The 12656-nt window shown below is 67.4% G+C and carries 15 protein-coding genes and 1 tRNA gene; 5 read left to right on the plus strand and 11 right to left on the minus strand.

Annotation, left to right across the window (positions count from 1 at the left end):
• Window positions 1–67: 67 nt before the first annotated feature.
• A tRNA-Asn gene (locus AC1DSC_RS05635) sits at window positions 68–143 on the plus strand.
• Between the two features lie 69 nt (window positions 144–212).
• Here the strand turns inward: AC1DSC_RS05635 and AC1DSC_RS05640 are convergent.
• The gene (locus tag AC1DSC_RS05640; RefSeq protein ID WP_012747503.1) at window positions 213–497 is read right to left on the minus strand and encodes a hypothetical protein; all 285 of its coding nucleotides are present in this window, start codon (window positions 495–497) and stop codon (window positions 213–215) included.
• A 281-nt stretch (window positions 498–778) separates the two neighbouring features.
• Between AC1DSC_RS05640 and AC1DSC_RS05645 the strand changes: the two genes are divergently transcribed.
• Window positions 779–1186, plus strand: coding sequence for a hypothetical protein (locus AC1DSC_RS05645; RefSeq protein ID WP_012747502.1), 408 nt, complete (start codon window positions 779–781; stop codon window positions 1184–1186).
• Window positions 1187–1335: 149 nt separating this feature from the next.
• Here AC1DSC_RS05645 and AC1DSC_RS05650 read toward each other — a convergent pair whose 3' ends face one another.
• Both AC1DSC_RS05650 and AC1DSC_RS05655 read right to left on the minus strand, forming a co-directional pair.
• The gene (locus AC1DSC_RS05650; RefSeq protein WP_012747501.1) at window positions 1336–1719 is read right to left on the minus strand and encodes a helix-turn-helix domain-containing protein; all 384 of its coding nucleotides are present in this window, start codon (window positions 1717–1719) and stop codon (window positions 1336–1338) included.
• Between the two features lie 12 nt (window positions 1720–1731).
• The gene (locus AC1DSC_RS05655) at window positions 1732–2043 is read right to left on the minus strand and encodes a type II toxin-antitoxin system HigB family toxin (RefSeq protein WP_369664454.1); all 312 of its coding nucleotides are present in this window, start codon (window positions 2041–2043) and stop codon (window positions 1732–1734) included.
• A gap of 139 nt (window positions 2044–2182) precedes the next feature.
• Here AC1DSC_RS05655 and AC1DSC_RS05660 point away from each other — a divergent pair, with 139 nt between their 5' ends.
• Entirely contained in the window at window positions 2183–2416 is a 234-nt protein-coding gene (locus tag AC1DSC_RS05660; protein WP_150106772.1) for a hypothetical protein, read from the plus strand.
• A 217-nt stretch (window positions 2417–2633) separates the two neighbouring features.
• Window positions 2634–2843, plus strand: a complete 210-nt coding sequence (locus AC1DSC_RS05665; RefSeq protein WP_012747498.1) for a hypothetical protein — start codon at window positions 2634–2636, stop codon at window positions 2841–2843.
• Window positions 2844–2863: 20 nt separating this feature from the next.
• Here AC1DSC_RS05665 and AC1DSC_RS05670 read toward each other — a convergent pair whose 3' ends face one another.
• The 5 genes from AC1DSC_RS05670 to AC1DSC_RS05690 form a co-directional block, all read right to left on the minus strand.
• Complete coding sequence (locus AC1DSC_RS05670) at window positions 2864–3166, minus strand: hypothetical protein (RefSeq protein ID WP_012747497.1); 303 nt, start codon at window positions 3164–3166, stop codon at window positions 2864–2866.
• A gap of 23 nt (window positions 3167–3189) precedes the next feature.
• Window positions 3190–4665: a DegQ family serine endoprotease gene (locus tag AC1DSC_RS05675; protein ID WP_012747496.1), complete on the minus strand. Its 1476-nt coding sequence runs from the start codon at window positions 4663–4665 to the stop codon at window positions 3190–3192.
• Window positions 4666–4763: 98 nt separating this feature from the next.
• Window positions 4764–6092 (minus strand): ATP-binding protein, encoded by a 1329-nt coding sequence (locus AC1DSC_RS05680; RefSeq protein WP_012747495.1) that lies wholly within the window; start codon window positions 6090–6092, stop codon window positions 4764–4766.
• Window positions 6089–6748 carry a response regulator gene (locus tag AC1DSC_RS05685; RefSeq protein WP_012747494.1) on the minus strand — a complete coding sequence of 220 codons (660 nt, stop codon included), beginning with the start codon at window positions 6746–6748 and terminating at the stop codon, window positions 6089–6091. The genes AC1DSC_RS05680 and AC1DSC_RS05685 overlap by 4 nt, the downstream gene beginning before the upstream one ends.
• Window positions 6749–6802: 54 nt before the next feature.
• Window positions 6803–7573 carry an IclR family transcriptional regulator domain-containing protein gene (locus tag AC1DSC_RS05690; protein WP_012747493.1) on the minus strand — a complete coding sequence of 257 codons (771 nt, stop codon included), beginning with the start codon at window positions 7571–7573 and terminating at the stop codon, window positions 6803–6805.
• 131 nt (window positions 7574–7704) lie between these two features.
• On the opposite strand from AC1DSC_RS05690, the gene pobA reads away from it, so the two are divergent.
• Window positions 7705–8886: a 4-hydroxybenzoate 3-monooxygenase gene (gene pobA, locus AC1DSC_RS05695; RefSeq protein ID WP_012747492.1), complete on the plus strand. Its 1182-nt coding sequence runs from the start codon at window positions 7705–7707 to the stop codon at window positions 8884–8886.
• Here pobA and AC1DSC_RS05700 read toward each other — a convergent pair.
• The 3 genes from AC1DSC_RS05700 to AC1DSC_RS05710 all read right to left on the minus strand — a co-directional run bounded on the left by AC1DSC_RS05700 (window position 8883) and on the right by AC1DSC_RS05710 (window position 12629).
• Complete coding sequence (locus AC1DSC_RS05700; protein ID WP_012747491.1) at window positions 8883–9284, minus strand: SRPBCC family protein; 402 nt, start codon at window positions 9282–9284, stop codon at window positions 8883–8885. The genes pobA and AC1DSC_RS05700 overlap by 4 nt on opposite strands.
• A 74-nt stretch (window positions 9285–9358) precedes the next feature.
• Complete coding sequence (locus tag AC1DSC_RS05705) at window positions 9359–10261, minus strand: helix-turn-helix domain-containing protein (RefSeq protein ID WP_012747490.1); 903 nt, start codon at window positions 10259–10261, stop codon at window positions 9359–9361.
• Between the two features lie 37 nt (window positions 10262–10298).
• Window positions 10299–12629, minus strand: a complete 2331-nt coding sequence (locus tag AC1DSC_RS05710; protein ID WP_012747489.1) for a xanthine dehydrogenase family protein molybdopterin-binding subunit — start codon at window positions 12627–12629, stop codon at window positions 10299–10301.
• Between the last annotated feature and the right edge of the window lie 27 nt (window positions 12630–12656).

The raw sequence follows: 12656 nt of genomic DNA on the forward strand, positions 1-12656 counted from the left end.
AAATTTATGGCGGCCACATTGGTGCGCTCGAAAGGCCCAAAAAATCACGCTATAATCTGAGGCTTGTTCCTCGATAGCTCAGTTGGTAGAGCGCCGGACTGTTAATCCGTAGGTCCCTGGTTCGAGCCCAGGTCGAGGAGCCACTACATGCCGCAAGGCCTCTGGATGCCCCGCTACCCAAAAGGTAGCGGGGCATTTCCTTTTGGGGCACCTCACCCCATCTTCGGCAGCCCGAATCCGAAGCCGAAGACAGAGCCGCTCTTCTTCTTGGCCCGCGCGGGCTCGGGCTCATCCTCGCGCGGCCCGATGTCGAGATCGTCGACCATCTTCTGCAGCTCGAGCAGCCCGGCGGCCATCGCGGCCTTGTAGGTCTTCATGGACCTCGCCTGCTGGCTGAGGACATGCCAGCCCTCGCCCTCGAGTTCGACCAGGCGCCAGCGGTAGGCGCCCTCTTCCTCTTCGATCACGGTGACGGCGATCCGGCGGAGAAGCTGCATGGCGCGATGCTCGCCCCGATCCGCGCTTCGGCACGTCGGACAAGCTCGACTCTCCGATCGCCATCAGGCAAAAAAACGCCCAGCACGCGGCTGGGCGGAATCCCTGGCGATGTCGCCAAGGGCCCCGCAAAACCAAGATTCGGGGGCAACTGCAAAGGGGATTCGAGCATTGGCTCGGAGTCCTGATATTACTGTATATTCATACAGCTTTGATGCGGACGGTCGAGATACCCGTTCGAAGGTCAGGCGCTTTCCAGCAAGAAGGCAGAGGAGAAATGCACATGAACCAGGCCGAACTTTTCTACCCGCAGGCTGCGGCTCCAACCCACGAGGCCGCGCTCCCGCAGGCCGATGTTTCGGAAGAGCCGCCTTTCAGGTTCGAAGACATCGAGCCCGAACCGCGGGTTGCCTACACCGTGCGGCTTGCCGACTACCCGCATCCGGCTGCGGACGCCGTCAAGGTTTCGGAGCAGCGCTTCCGGCGCGAGCTCGACCGGCAGCTCGGCGGCGACGTCACGCGTGCGCTGCGCGCGTTCCACAATGCCAGCGAATCCAGCGAAACCGACCTCACGAGAGAAGAGATGGCGCTCGCCAGGCGCTGGATGAAGGCCTATGACGCAGCCCGAACCGCCGGCTTTCGCGACCTTGGAGACACCGATGAAGCGTTCTTCGACGTGCGGGCGGTCTGAGTACGAATCCTGCCGGACTGCGCCGCTATTCCCCGATTGGGTTGCATCGATCGCGAGCCTGGACCAGCGCTTGCTCGACCCGGCCCGCTTGGCATGGCGCGGCATGTCGGCGCTGCTCGGCATCCGCCGTCCACGCGCACGGCCCGGTGTCAGGCCGCGATGGGCGCATTTCGCTCTTGGCCAATGAGCACGTCGGCCGGAATGCCCAAACCCTTGTTGAGGCGGCGAATCATGTGCAGCGTCAGCGGGCGCTTGCGCGCGAGCACTTCGTAGACGCGGTTCAGCGGGCCGATGTATGGCACGAGGTCGCGCACTCCCAAACCCGACTGCTCCATGCGGAAGCGGATCGCCTCGATGGGATCGGGCGGGTCGACGGGGTAGTGCTCGGCTTCGTAAGCTTGCACCAGCGTGCCGATCACTTCGAGACGTTCACCCTCGGGCGATTCGCGATCAGGATCGAGGTCGATCAGTGCAGACACCTCGCGCAGCGCCGCGCGGTAGTCGGCATCGGTGCGGATGGCTCTGACTTCCATGGTCGGACTCCTTTATTTGAACTGGTCGACGGTCGCAGCATCGATCTGGTCGTATTGCGCGTGCGTACCGATGAACTTGATAAAGACGTACTGCATCCTGTAGGCGATGGCGACGATCAGGCGGTAGTCGTTCCCCTTGATGTTGAACACCACGCGGTTGTTCGCAATGATGCTGGCGTTGGCGTACTGGGCCTTCACGACAGCGGGTGTCGCCCACTTTGCATTTTTTGCCTCTTCGTACCACGCCCTTAATCCGGGTTCGGCATCTCGATAACTCGGATCTTGGTAGAAACCGATGAGGTTCGAGTTTGCGACTACGTGCATCAGGAGAAAGTTTAGTCCCAAATTGGGACTAGCGCTAGTTGCCCCCTCCCAGAGTCCGACGCCTGTAGGGTGATCCGCACGAATCTCGTCAACGCAGGCTGAACACAAGCCGCCGCGGTTGGGCCATGATGTTCCCATCGTGCCAGCTACACCCATTGAGTACCTGCTCGAACTCGAACATGCCAGGTTCCCGGTTCATGTCCGGGATCCGGAGTTGATCCAGGCCATCGCGACGCTCAAGGCGCTGGGCTGCGTCGAAGCCGACATCACCCCGCCGCTCGATCTTCGCAGTTCGTTCAGGAACTACGAATCCGCGGTGGTCGTGAAGATCACTTCGGAAGGAATCACGGAACTCGCACTGGCGTACGGGTGACCGCCCCCTTCACCCGCTTCAGGTTCTTCCGGTCTGGGACGAGCGGCTCATCCCTTCCTTCGAATTCGTCTGCTCGCCGACGGATCCCTCGCGCGGAGCGGGCCACCGTCTAGTGCAGATTCAGAAATGTCAAAAAGAGGGTATTTCCCAAACCACAAATCGGTCGCCGAACGGTAACGACGCGTACATTAGCGCCAACGTACTATTGCCTCGCGCCATGCACTTGAAACCTCTACTCATCACCGCGCTCCTGCTCGTTGCGGGCGGCCTGTTCTGGTGGTGGGCCTCCGGCGGCGGATTCATTGCCGTGATCGTTGCCATTGGCCTGGGTGCCGTGCTCTTCCTGGTCCTTCGAGGAAACCGGTCCATCAAGGACGAACTCGATGCGCAGGCTCCCGACAAGGATCGGGGCGACAAGGAATCCTGAACCGGGGCGCCGGCCTCAGCTCAGCGCAGCGCAAACGCCAGCGTCACCGCGCCCAGGGCCAGCAGCGCGAGGCCCGCGATGAAGACCATCTCGCCCCAGGCCTCCAGCCGCACGCCCGAACTGCGCGAGCGCATCGAGATGAAAGACAGCAGCGCGCTGGCCAGGAAGACCAGCGCGTCGATGGCCAGCAGGCGGTCGATCAGGAGCCGCAGGTCGTCGCGCGGGCCCAGGTGGCCGATCGACATCACGGTCATGCACACGCCGATCATGGTGGCCGACGTGGGCAGGATGTGCGCCGAAAGGCCGCCCGCGGATGAAGCCATCTTTTTTTGTCCTGGCGCGGGCTTCACCCGATCCGCACCGGCACGAAGATCTTGTCTTCGCCGCGCTGGATCAAGAGCGCGACCGACTTGTCGGCCTTGGCCACCACCTCGCGCACCTGCTCCAGGCTCCTGGCGGGCGTGCCGTTGATGGCCAGCAGCACATCGCCCGCCTGCACGCCGGCCATGGCGGACGGGCCCGCCACATCCTCGACGAGCAGCCCGTTCTCGATGGCGGCTTCGCGCTTTTCCTGCGGCTGCAGCGGCCGCAACGCAAGGCCGAGCTTGCCCTGCCCCGCCGCGCTCTCGTTCTTGGCGACCTGCGCGGGCTTGTCGCTCGCATCGCCGAGCTTGGCCGAAAGCTCCTGCCGCTCGCCCTGGCGCCAGACTTCGAGCGTGACCTTCTTGCCCGGCGTCTGCTGCCCGATGACCGCAGGCAGGTCGCCCGACGAGACGATGGGCTGGCCGTCCACCTTGCGGATCACGTCGCCCGCCTTCAGGCCGGCCTTGTCGCCGGGGCCGCCCTTCTCGATGTTGGAGACCAGCGCGCCCTCGGGCTTGTCCAGCTTGAAGGAGTCGGCAAAGGCCTGGTTCACTTCCTGCACCGCCACGCCAAGGCGCGCATGCGTGGCCTTGCCGGTCGCGACGATCTGGTCCTTCACCTGCACCGCCACGTCGATCGGAATGGCGAACGACACGCCCTGGTAGCCGCCGCTGCGGCTGTAGATCTGCGAATTGATGCCGACCACTTCGCCGCGCGTGTTCAGCAGCGGGCCGCCGGAGTTGCCGGGGTTCACCGCGACGTCGGTCTGGATGAACGGCACGTAGCTGTCATCGGGCAGCGAGCGGCCCTTGGCGCTCACGACGCCGGCCGTCACCGTGCTCTCGAAGCCGAAGGGCGAGCCGATGGCCAGCACCCATTCGCCGACCTTCAGGTCCTTGGTGTTGCCGAGCGCGAGCGTGGGCAGGTTCCTGGCATCGATCTTGAGCACCGCGATGTCGGTCTTGGCGTCGGCGCCGAGCACCTTCGCGCGGTATTCGCGCCGGTCGGTCAACTTGACGGTGACCTCCTTGGCGTCTTTCACGACGTGCGCGTTGGTCATGATGATGCCGTCGGGGCTCACGATGAAGCCCGAGCCCTGCGCGCGCACCGGCACTTCGCGCTGCTGGGCGCGCGGGCCGATCTGGCCCTGGAAGCGGCGGAAGAACTGGAACATCGGATCGTCCGGATCGATGCCCTGGATCTCGGCCGCGGCCTGGTCCTCGGACGCCTTGGCGGTGCCCGTCACGCTGATGTTGACCACCGCGGGACCGTCGCGCGAAGTGATGGTGGAGAAGTCGGGCAGCGTCACCATGGCCGCGGGCGCCACGCTCGTGGCGTTGGTGGTCGGCGCATTCACGGCGCGGGCACTGGTGTAGGCGCCGGCACCGACGGCACCGATGACCCCGGCGGTCGCCAAGGCAAGCACCAGGGCATGGGGGGAAGTCAGTCGGGTGTTCATTTCTAGCTTTCCTTTCAATGCGTCTGCACGCAAACACGATGAAAGGAATGTCGGCCCGTTGGCTTAAGCGCGGCTTAAACAACGAACCGCGCGGCGATTCAGGCCTTGGCGGCAAATCGCACCAGCACCCGCAGCCCGCCCAGCGTCGGCGAGGCCGCAAGCGCCACCGTGGCGCCGTGCATCTGGGCGATCGACTTCACGATGGCCAGGCCGAGCCCGCTGCCCGGCGCCTGCGGCTCGCCCGAGCGGTAGAAGCGGTCGAGCACGCGTTCGCGCTCTTCTTCCGGCAGGCCGGGGCCGCTGTCGTCCACGCTCAGCTCCACCGCCGTGCCCAGGCTTGCAATGCCGACGTCGACCCGCCCCTCTTCGGGCGTGTACTTGACGGCGTTGTCGATCAGGTTGCGCAGCAGCATGCGCAGCGCCTCGGGCTGGCCGTTCACCACGGCCGGGTCGGCATGCGAGATGCCGATGTCGATGCGCCGGGCCTGCGCCGCCGCGACCGCGTCCGAGATGGCCAGGCGCGCCACTTCGCCCATGTCGACCGGTTCGGACTTTGCCCCCGCCGCCATGCTGGCCTCATGCCGGGCCAGCGCAAGCATCTGCTCGACCAGGCGCGTCGCGCGGTCGATGCCCGCGACCAGCCGGCTCACGGCCAGCTCGCGCGACGCGGCATCGGACGCGCGCTGCAGGCCCTGCACCTGCAGCTTCAGCGCGGCCAGCGGCGAGCGCAGTTCGTGCGCCGCATCGGCGACGAAGTGCTTCTGCGCATCGAAGGCATGCCGCACCCGGTCGAACAGCAGGTTGAGCTCCTGCACCAGCGGGCGCACCTCGTCGGGCAGGTTCTCCTCGCTCACGGGGGAAAGATCGTCGGCCTGCCGCGAGGCGACCTGCCCACGCACGCGCGACACCGGCGCAAGCGACCGGCTCACCACCCACCACACCACCAGCATGAGCAGCGGCGCCATCAAAGCCACCGGTGCGATGGTGCGCAGCGCCAGCGCGCCGGCCATGTTGCGGCGCGCCGCCATGTCTTGCGCCACCTGGATCACGAGCCCGCTGGTCTGCATCGAGAACACGCGGTAGGTGGTGCCGCGCGCGCGCACGTCGGCAAAGCCCAGCACCGCCAGCTGCGGCAGCGCGGCTTGTTCGGCCGATTCGAAGATGCGCACGCCGTCCGCGGTCCACACCTGCACCACGAAATCGAAGTTCTGCTCGCCGCTGCCCAGGCCGCCCACGGCCGCGCTCGGCGGCAGGCCGGCGCGCAGCGACAGCGCCATCTGCTGCATGTGGTAGTCGAAGATCTCGTCGGCCTCCTTCAGCACCGTGCGGTAGGCCACCAGCGCCTGCGCGCCGGCGGCCAGCACGATGGCCGCGAGCAGGAACCACAGCAGGCGCGCGCGCAGCGATCCGGTCAGCGCGCGGATCATGCCTTCGGCACCATGTAGCCGACGCCCCGCACGTTGCGGATCAGTTCGGCGCCGAGTTTCTTGCGCAGGCCGTGCACGTAGACCTCGACCGCATTGCTGCTGATCTCGTCCTTCCAGCTGTAGAGCTTTTCCTCGAGCTGGGCGCGCGACAGCACCATGCCGGGCCGCGCGATCAGCGGTTCGAGCACGGCCCATTCGCGCGCCGAAAGCACCACCGGCTGGCCCTCCACCGCGACCTCGCGCGTGGCCGGGTTGATGCTCACGCCCATGTGCTCGTACACCGGCTCGGCGCGCCCCGCGGCGCGGCGCAGCAGGGCGCGGATGCGCGCCAGCAGCTCGTCGAGATCGTAGGGCTTGAGCACGTAGTCGTCGGCGCCCGCGTCGAGCCCTTCGATGCGCTGCTGCACCGAGTCGCGTGCCGTGGCAATCAGCACCGGCATGCGCTGCTTGCGGGCGCGCAGGCTGCGCAGCACTTCAAGCCCGTCGCGGCGCGGCACGCCCAGGTCGAGCAGCACGAGGTCGTACTGCTGGGTGCGCAATGCGGATTCGGCCGCCTCGCCATCCTTCACCCAGTCCACCGCGTACTGCTCGGCGCGCAGCAGGTCGAGCACGGCCTCGCCGATCATCACGTCGTCTTCGAGAAGCAGGAGTCGCATGGTCTTGTTGTGTCCGTTTCGGGATTCGAGGCGGCGGCCGCGCGGAAGTTCAGCTCACAGCAGCGAGCGCACTTCGCGCGCCGCCTCGAAGAGCAGCGGCAGCATCTCGCGCTGGAGCGTCTCTTCCTGGTAGCGCGTGCCCGACAGCACCACGTTGAGCGCGGCCACGGTGCGGCCCTGCATGTCGCGCAGCGGCACCGCGAGCGCCTGCACGCCGAGTTCGTGCTCTTCGCTGGCAAAGCAGTAGTCGTCCTTGCGCACGCGGGAAATCAGCTGGCGCAGGCCGCGCGCCTGGGTGGTGGTGTGCGGCGTGAGCCGCGCGAGGTGGCGTCCCTTGAGCCACTGCGTGAACTGGGCCGGCGCCATGGCCGCGAGCAGCACCCGTCCGGTCGAGGTGGCATGGGCCGGCAGGCGCGCGCCAAGGTGCAGGCCATAGGCCAGCACGCGCGTCGGCGTGCCGTAGGCGCCGCTGCGCGCAATGATGACCGCCTCTTCGCCGTCGAGCACCACGGCCGAGAACGATTCACCGGTCTGCGCCGCCAGCCGGTTCAGCGTGGGCTGCAGCGCGCGCGGCAGCCGCGACGAGGCCAGGTAGCTGCCCGAGAAGCGCAGCACCTTGGGTGCCATCCAGAAATAGCTGCCATCGGTCTCCAGGTAGCCCAGGTGGGCCAGCGTGAGCAGGTGCCGGCGCGCGGCGGCGCGCGTGAGGCCGGCGCGCTCGGCGGCCAGCGTGGCGTTGAGGCGCTGGCGCTCGGTGTCGAAGCTTTCGAGCACCGCCATTCCCTTGGCGATGCCCTCGATGAAGTCGGCCTTGGCGATGGTCATTTCGGTCAATCTGCGAAGTGTTGCGCGATGATCGCGCAGCCATTCGCATGATCGCACAGAGCCTTGCCGCACGCCGCGACAGCCGGCCGCGCACGCCCTACGCTCTCGGAAAACCCATTGGAGACACGAACATGCGCACACAGGTCGCGATCATCGGCGCAGGCCCGGCAGGCCTGCTTCTCGGACAGCTGCTTTTCAAGGCCGGCATCGACAACGTCATCGTCGAGCGGCAGAGCGGCGACTACGTGCTCGGACGCATCCGCGCCGGCGTGCTCGAGCAGGTCACCATGGACCTGCTGGCACGCGCGGGTGTCGATGCGCGCGCCAAGGCCGAGGGGCTGCCGCACGAAGGCATCGAACTGCTGTTCAAGGGCGCGCGGCACCGCATCGACATGCACGGCCTGACAAACGGCAAGCAGGTCACGGTCTACGGCCAGACCGAAGTGACGCGCGACCTGATGGAAGCGCGTTCGGCCGAAGGCCTTGCCACCATCTACAGCGCCGCCAACGTCAGCCTGCACGACTTCGATTCGCAGCGCCCGCGCGTGCGCTACGAAAAAGACGGCCAGACGCACGAGATCGAGTGCGATTTCATCGCCGGCTGCGACGGCTACCACGGCGTGAGCCGCGCCAGCGTGCCGGCCGACGCCATCCAGACCTACGAAAAGATCTATCCCTTCGGCTGGCTCGGCGTGCTGGCCGACGTGCCGCCGGTGTCGCACGAACTGATCTACGCTAACACCGAACGCGGCTTTGCGCTGTGCAGCATGCGCAGCGCGCACCGCAGCCGCTACTACGTGCAGGTGCCGGCCGACGAGAAGGTCCAGAACTGGAGCGACGAGGCCTTCTGGAATGAGCTGCGCGCACGGCTCGACCCCGAGGCCCGCGAGCGGCTGGTGACCGGCCCTTCGCTCGAGAAAAGCATTGCGCCGCTGCGCAGCTTCGTGGCCGAACCGATGCGCTTCGGCGCGCTGTTCCTGGCCGGCGACGCCGCGCACATCGTGCCGCCGACCGGCGCCAAGGGGCTCAACCTGGCGACGGCCGACGTGGGCTACCTCTCGCGCGCGCTCGAGATCTTCTACGGCGAAAGATCGGCTTCCGCGCTCGACCGGTATTCCGACCTCTGCCTGCGCCGCGTCTGGAAGGCGGAGCGCTTCTCGTGGTGGTTCACCTCGCTGATGCACCGCTTCCCCGAGACCGGCGCCTTCGGCCAGAAGATCCAGGAAGCCGAACTTGACTACCTCGTGCATTCGCACGCGGCCTCCACCGCGCTGGCGGAGAACTACGTCGGCCTGCCGCTCGAAGACTTCTAGCCGGCCGCCTCGAGCGTCTTCTTCATCGCCACGCCGCCCTGCACCATCATCGGTTCGATGTAGGCGGCCAGTTCGTCGGGCAGCACATCGGTGATCCAGACGAAGCGCGAGCGCCCTTCGCCCAGCGCGAACACCTGGGCCGAGGCGTGGTGGTGGCTCGCCTTGCCGCCGGTCACGGTATAGGCCAGCCGACTGTTGGCCTCGTCGATGCCCACCAGCAGTTCACGCGCCACCAGGCCGTTGGCAAAGCTCACGATGCGCGCGCCCTTGCCGTCCAGCTCGCAGCCGGTGAGAAAGCCGGGCGCGAGGCGCGTGTGCACGGCGCCGAAGTCGCGCAGTGCGTCCCAGACGCGCGAGGCATCGGCTTCGACGATGAATTCCTTGTAGATCGTTGCCATGGTCGTGCGCCTTCAGGGGCAGGCCGCCGCATCGCAGCACCGGCTTGCGGCAAGGTCTTCGGGTTTCAGTCCGATCAGGTCGTACATGGCGATGGCTTTCTGCTCGATGGGTGGATCAGGCGGTCATCATCGAACAGTGCGGCCAGGCGGTCTTGGAAAATCTTGCGGTCGCCCTTGGCGGCCTGGCGAAAGCCGCGCGGCGATACCCCGGCCGCGCGGTGGAAGGTGCGAACGAAGTTGCTCAGGTCGGCAAAGCCGACCTCGAAGGCCACGTCGGTCACGGGCCGGTCGTCGTCCGCCAGCAGCCGCGCCGCGTGGCGCAGGCGCGAACGGACCAGGTACTGGTGCGGCGTGACGCCGAGCACCTGCGAGAACAGGCGCAGGAAGTGGAACGGACTCAGTCCCGCTTCGAAGGCCGCGGTTTCGAGGCCGATATCGCCGTGCGAGTTCGCGTCGATCCACATCGCCGCGTCGACCGCACGGCGCCTGTCGCGTGCCGCAGCGGATTGCGGCGCGGGTTTGCTGCGCCCTTCCACCACCTCGACGAAACGGCTCGCGAAGCACACGCCCAGCTCGTCGAGGCCTGCATCGCTGCGCCCCTCGGCCGCGGCCTGCGCAAGCTCGCCGAGCACCATCAGCTCGGGCAGCGGCGGAAGCCCTGCCGTGCGCCAGGTCCGCTGGTCGCCGCCGACCAGGTCGACGAAGCCCGGCGACAAATGGAACGCCAGGCATTCGTCGCCACAGACATGGTGGTCGTGAGTGCAGACGTATTCATCGCCCGGGCAACCCACCAGCACGGAGCCGGCCACCAGTTCATAAGCATTGCCGCGCGTGCGGTAGCCGAAGCTGCCCTTGCGCACGTACGAGACCGAATACTCGGCGTGCACCTCGGTGAACGGCCGCGCGCCAGGCTGGGCGTCGCAGCGGTAGCTCGACACGCGGATCGCATCGGTCTGCAGTTCGGTGGTGACGAGCATGGTGTGTGCGCCCTTCGATCACCCGGCCCGAGGATGCTCAATCGACGGTGTGCATGGCCTGCCACACGCGCGCCGGGCTCAGCGGCATGTGCAGGCGCGGAGCGCTGGCCGCAAGGCCGTTGCGCGCGAAGGCGTCGGCCACGGCGTTCACGATGGCGGGCGTGGCGCCGATGGTGCCCAGCTCGCCCACGCCCTTCACGCCCAGCGGGTTGTTGGCGCACGGCGTCGACTCGTCCATCTCCATGTGGAACATGGCCTGGACGATGTCCGCGCGCGGCGCCGCGTAGTCCATGAGGCTGCCGGTGAGCGGCTGGCCGGTTTCGTTGTCGTACACCACCTGCTCGTACAGCGCCTGGCCGATGCCTTGCACCGCGCCGCCTTCGAGCTGGCCGCGAACGATCATCGGGTTGATCACGCGGCCCACGTCATTGACCGAGCTGTAGGCCACCACGCTGATCTCGCCCGTGGGCGGATCGATCTCGATCTCGCAGACGTGGCAGCCGTTGGGCCAGGTCGGACCGGCCACGGTGCTGGTGGAGTCGACGAATATCTCGCGCTCGGGCTGCTTGCCTGCCAGGGCGAACAGGTCGAGTTCGAGGTCGGTGCCGGCCACCGTGAAGACACCGCGGGTGTAGGTGATGTCGTCGATGGCGGCTTCGAACTCCTGGGCTGCGAGTGCGCGCGCCTTGTCGATGGTGCGTTCGGCGCCGATGCGGACCGCCGAGCCGCCGGTGAAGAGAGAGCGCGAACCAGCGCTGCCGAAGCCGTCGCCGCGGTCGGTGTCGCCGAGCACGACGCGCACCTTCTCGATCGGCACGCCGAAGGCATCGACCGCCAGCTGCGCAAGCGAGGTGGCAATGCCCTGCCCCATGGCGTTGACGGCGGAGAACACCTCGATCACGCCATCGGCCTGCACCGAGACCGTGACGCGCTCCTCGAACACATTGCCGCCGGTCCATTCGAGAAAGGTGGCAATGCCCAGGCCGCGGTGCTTGCCGTTGTTCGCCGACTCGGCGGCCCGGGCGTCGAAACCCTGCCAGTCGGCCAGCGCCAGCGCCTGGTCCATCACCGACTCGAACTTGCCGGTGTCGTAGGTCTGCGCCATCGGGTTCTTGTAGGGCATCTGCTCGGGGCGGATGAAGTTGCGGCGGCGCAGCGCGATGCGGTCGATGCCGATCTGGCGGGCGGCCTCGTCCATCAGGCGCTCGATGGTGAAGATCGCCTCGGGACGGCCCGCACCGCGGTAGGCGCCAGTGGGCGCGGTGTTGGTGAGCACCGCCTTGAAATGGAAGTCGATGGTCTGGATGTCGTAGACGCTGGTCTGCACCCAGGGGCCGATCAGCAGTTGGATCGCAACGCCGGTGCCGGTGGCATAGGCCCCGACGTTGGCCAGCGTCCTGATGCGCAGCGCAAGGATCTTTCCGTCCGCATCGAGCGCGAGCTCAGCCCTGGCCTCGATGTCGCGGCCGTGCGCGCTCGAAAGAAACTCCTCGCTGCGGTCGGCCACCCACTTCACGGGGCGCCCGACCTGCAGCGCCGCAAACGCAACGGCAATGTCCTCCGGATAGGCGCCGGTCTTCATGCCGAAGCCGCCGCCCACGTCGCCCACCACCACGCGCACCTTTTCCTTGGCGAGGCCGATGGCGGCGCACACCGAATCGCGCACGCCCGACGGCATCTGGGTGCTCATGCGGATGGTGAGGCGGCCCGATTCGGCGTCAGGCGCGGCGAGCACCGAGCGCGGCTCGATGGTCAGCGCCACCACGCGCTGGTTGACCACGTCGAGCGCCACCACGTGCTTGGCCTTGGCAAAGGCGGCGGTTGCGGCGTCGCTGCTGCCATGGCGCATTTCGGCGGCGACGTTGCCGGTGGCCTCCTCGCACAGCAGCGGCGCGCCGTCGGCGGTGGCGCTTGCGAGGTCGACCACCATGGGAAGCGCTTCGTAGTCGACCACCACCGCCTCGGCGGCATCGCGTGCCTGCTGGACGGTTTCGGCCACCACCGCGGCCACGGCCTCGCCCACGAAGCGGGCTGTGCCATGCGCCAGGGCCAGGCGCGGAGGGCTGGCGCAATCGCTGCCGTCGGCCCGCTTGAAGCCCACGGCGCCCGGCATCGGCTTGACGCCGGCCTCGGCCAGCTCGGCGCCGGTGATCACGCGCAGCACGCCGGGCATGGCGGCAGCGGCGGCCGTGTCGATCGACACGATGCGCGCATGCGGATAGGGAGACCGAAGGAAGACGAGATGCGTCTGGCCGGGGAGCGCGACGTCGTCGGTATAGCGGCCTGCGCCGGACAGCAGGCTCTCGTCCTCGAGGCGGCGCACTGCCTGGCCGCTGCCGAAACGGGTGGGGATGGAATCAGTGGTCAACGTGGTCCTCTTGGGCAGGCCTGTACC

The organism is Variovorax sp. 01N425 (assembly GCF_056399465.1).

Excerpts from the sequence above, each read along its gene's own strand:
- AC1DSC_RS05640 (WP_012747503.1), bottom strand. The coding sequence starts at position 497 with ATGCAGCTTCTCCGCCGGATCGCCGTCACCGTGATCGAAGAGGAAGAG.
- AC1DSC_RS05645 (WP_012747502.1), top strand. The coding sequence starts at position 779 with ATGAACCAGGCCGAACTTTTCTACCCGCAGGCTGCGGCTCCAACCCAC.
- AC1DSC_RS05650 (WP_012747501.1), bottom strand. The coding sequence starts at position 1,719 with ATGGAAGTCAGAGCCATCCGCACCGATGCCGACTACCGCGCGGCGCTG.
- AC1DSC_RS05655 (WP_369664454.1), bottom strand. The coding sequence starts at position 2,043 with ATGCACGTAGTCGCAAACTCGAACCTCATCGGTTTCTACCAAGATCCG.
- AC1DSC_RS05665 (WP_012747498.1), top strand. The coding sequence starts at position 2,634 with ATGCACTTGAAACCTCTACTCATCACCGCGCTCCTGCTCGTTGCGGGC.
- AC1DSC_RS05670 (WP_012747497.1), bottom strand. The coding sequence starts at position 3,166 with ATGGCTTCATCCGCGGGCGGCCTTTCGGCGCACATCCTGCCCACGTCG.
- AC1DSC_RS05675 (WP_012747496.1), bottom strand. The coding sequence starts at position 4,665 with ATGAACACCCGACTGACTTCCCCCCATGCCCTGGTGCTTGCCTTGGCG.
- AC1DSC_RS05680 (WP_012747495.1), bottom strand. The coding sequence starts at position 6,092 with ATGATCCGCGCGCTGACCGGATCGCTGCGCGCGCGCCTGCTGTGGTTC.
- AC1DSC_RS05685 (WP_012747494.1), bottom strand. The coding sequence starts at position 6,748 with ATGCGACTCCTGCTTCTCGAAGACGACGTGATGATCGGCGAGGCCGTG.
- AC1DSC_RS05690 (WP_012747493.1), bottom strand. The coding sequence starts at position 7,573 with ATGACCATCGCCAAGGCCGACTTCATCGAGGGCATCGCCAAGGGAATG.
- pobA (WP_012747492.1), top strand. The coding sequence starts at position 7,705 with ATGCGCACACAGGTCGCGATCATCGGCGCAGGCCCGGCAGGCCTGCTT.
- AC1DSC_RS05700 (WP_012747491.1), bottom strand. The coding sequence starts at position 9,284 with ATGGCAACGATCTACAAGGAATTCATCGTCGAAGCCGATGCCTCGCGC.
- AC1DSC_RS05705 (WP_012747490.1), bottom strand. The coding sequence starts at position 10,261 with ATGCTCGTCACCACCGAACTGCAGACCGATGCGATCCGCGTGTCGAGC.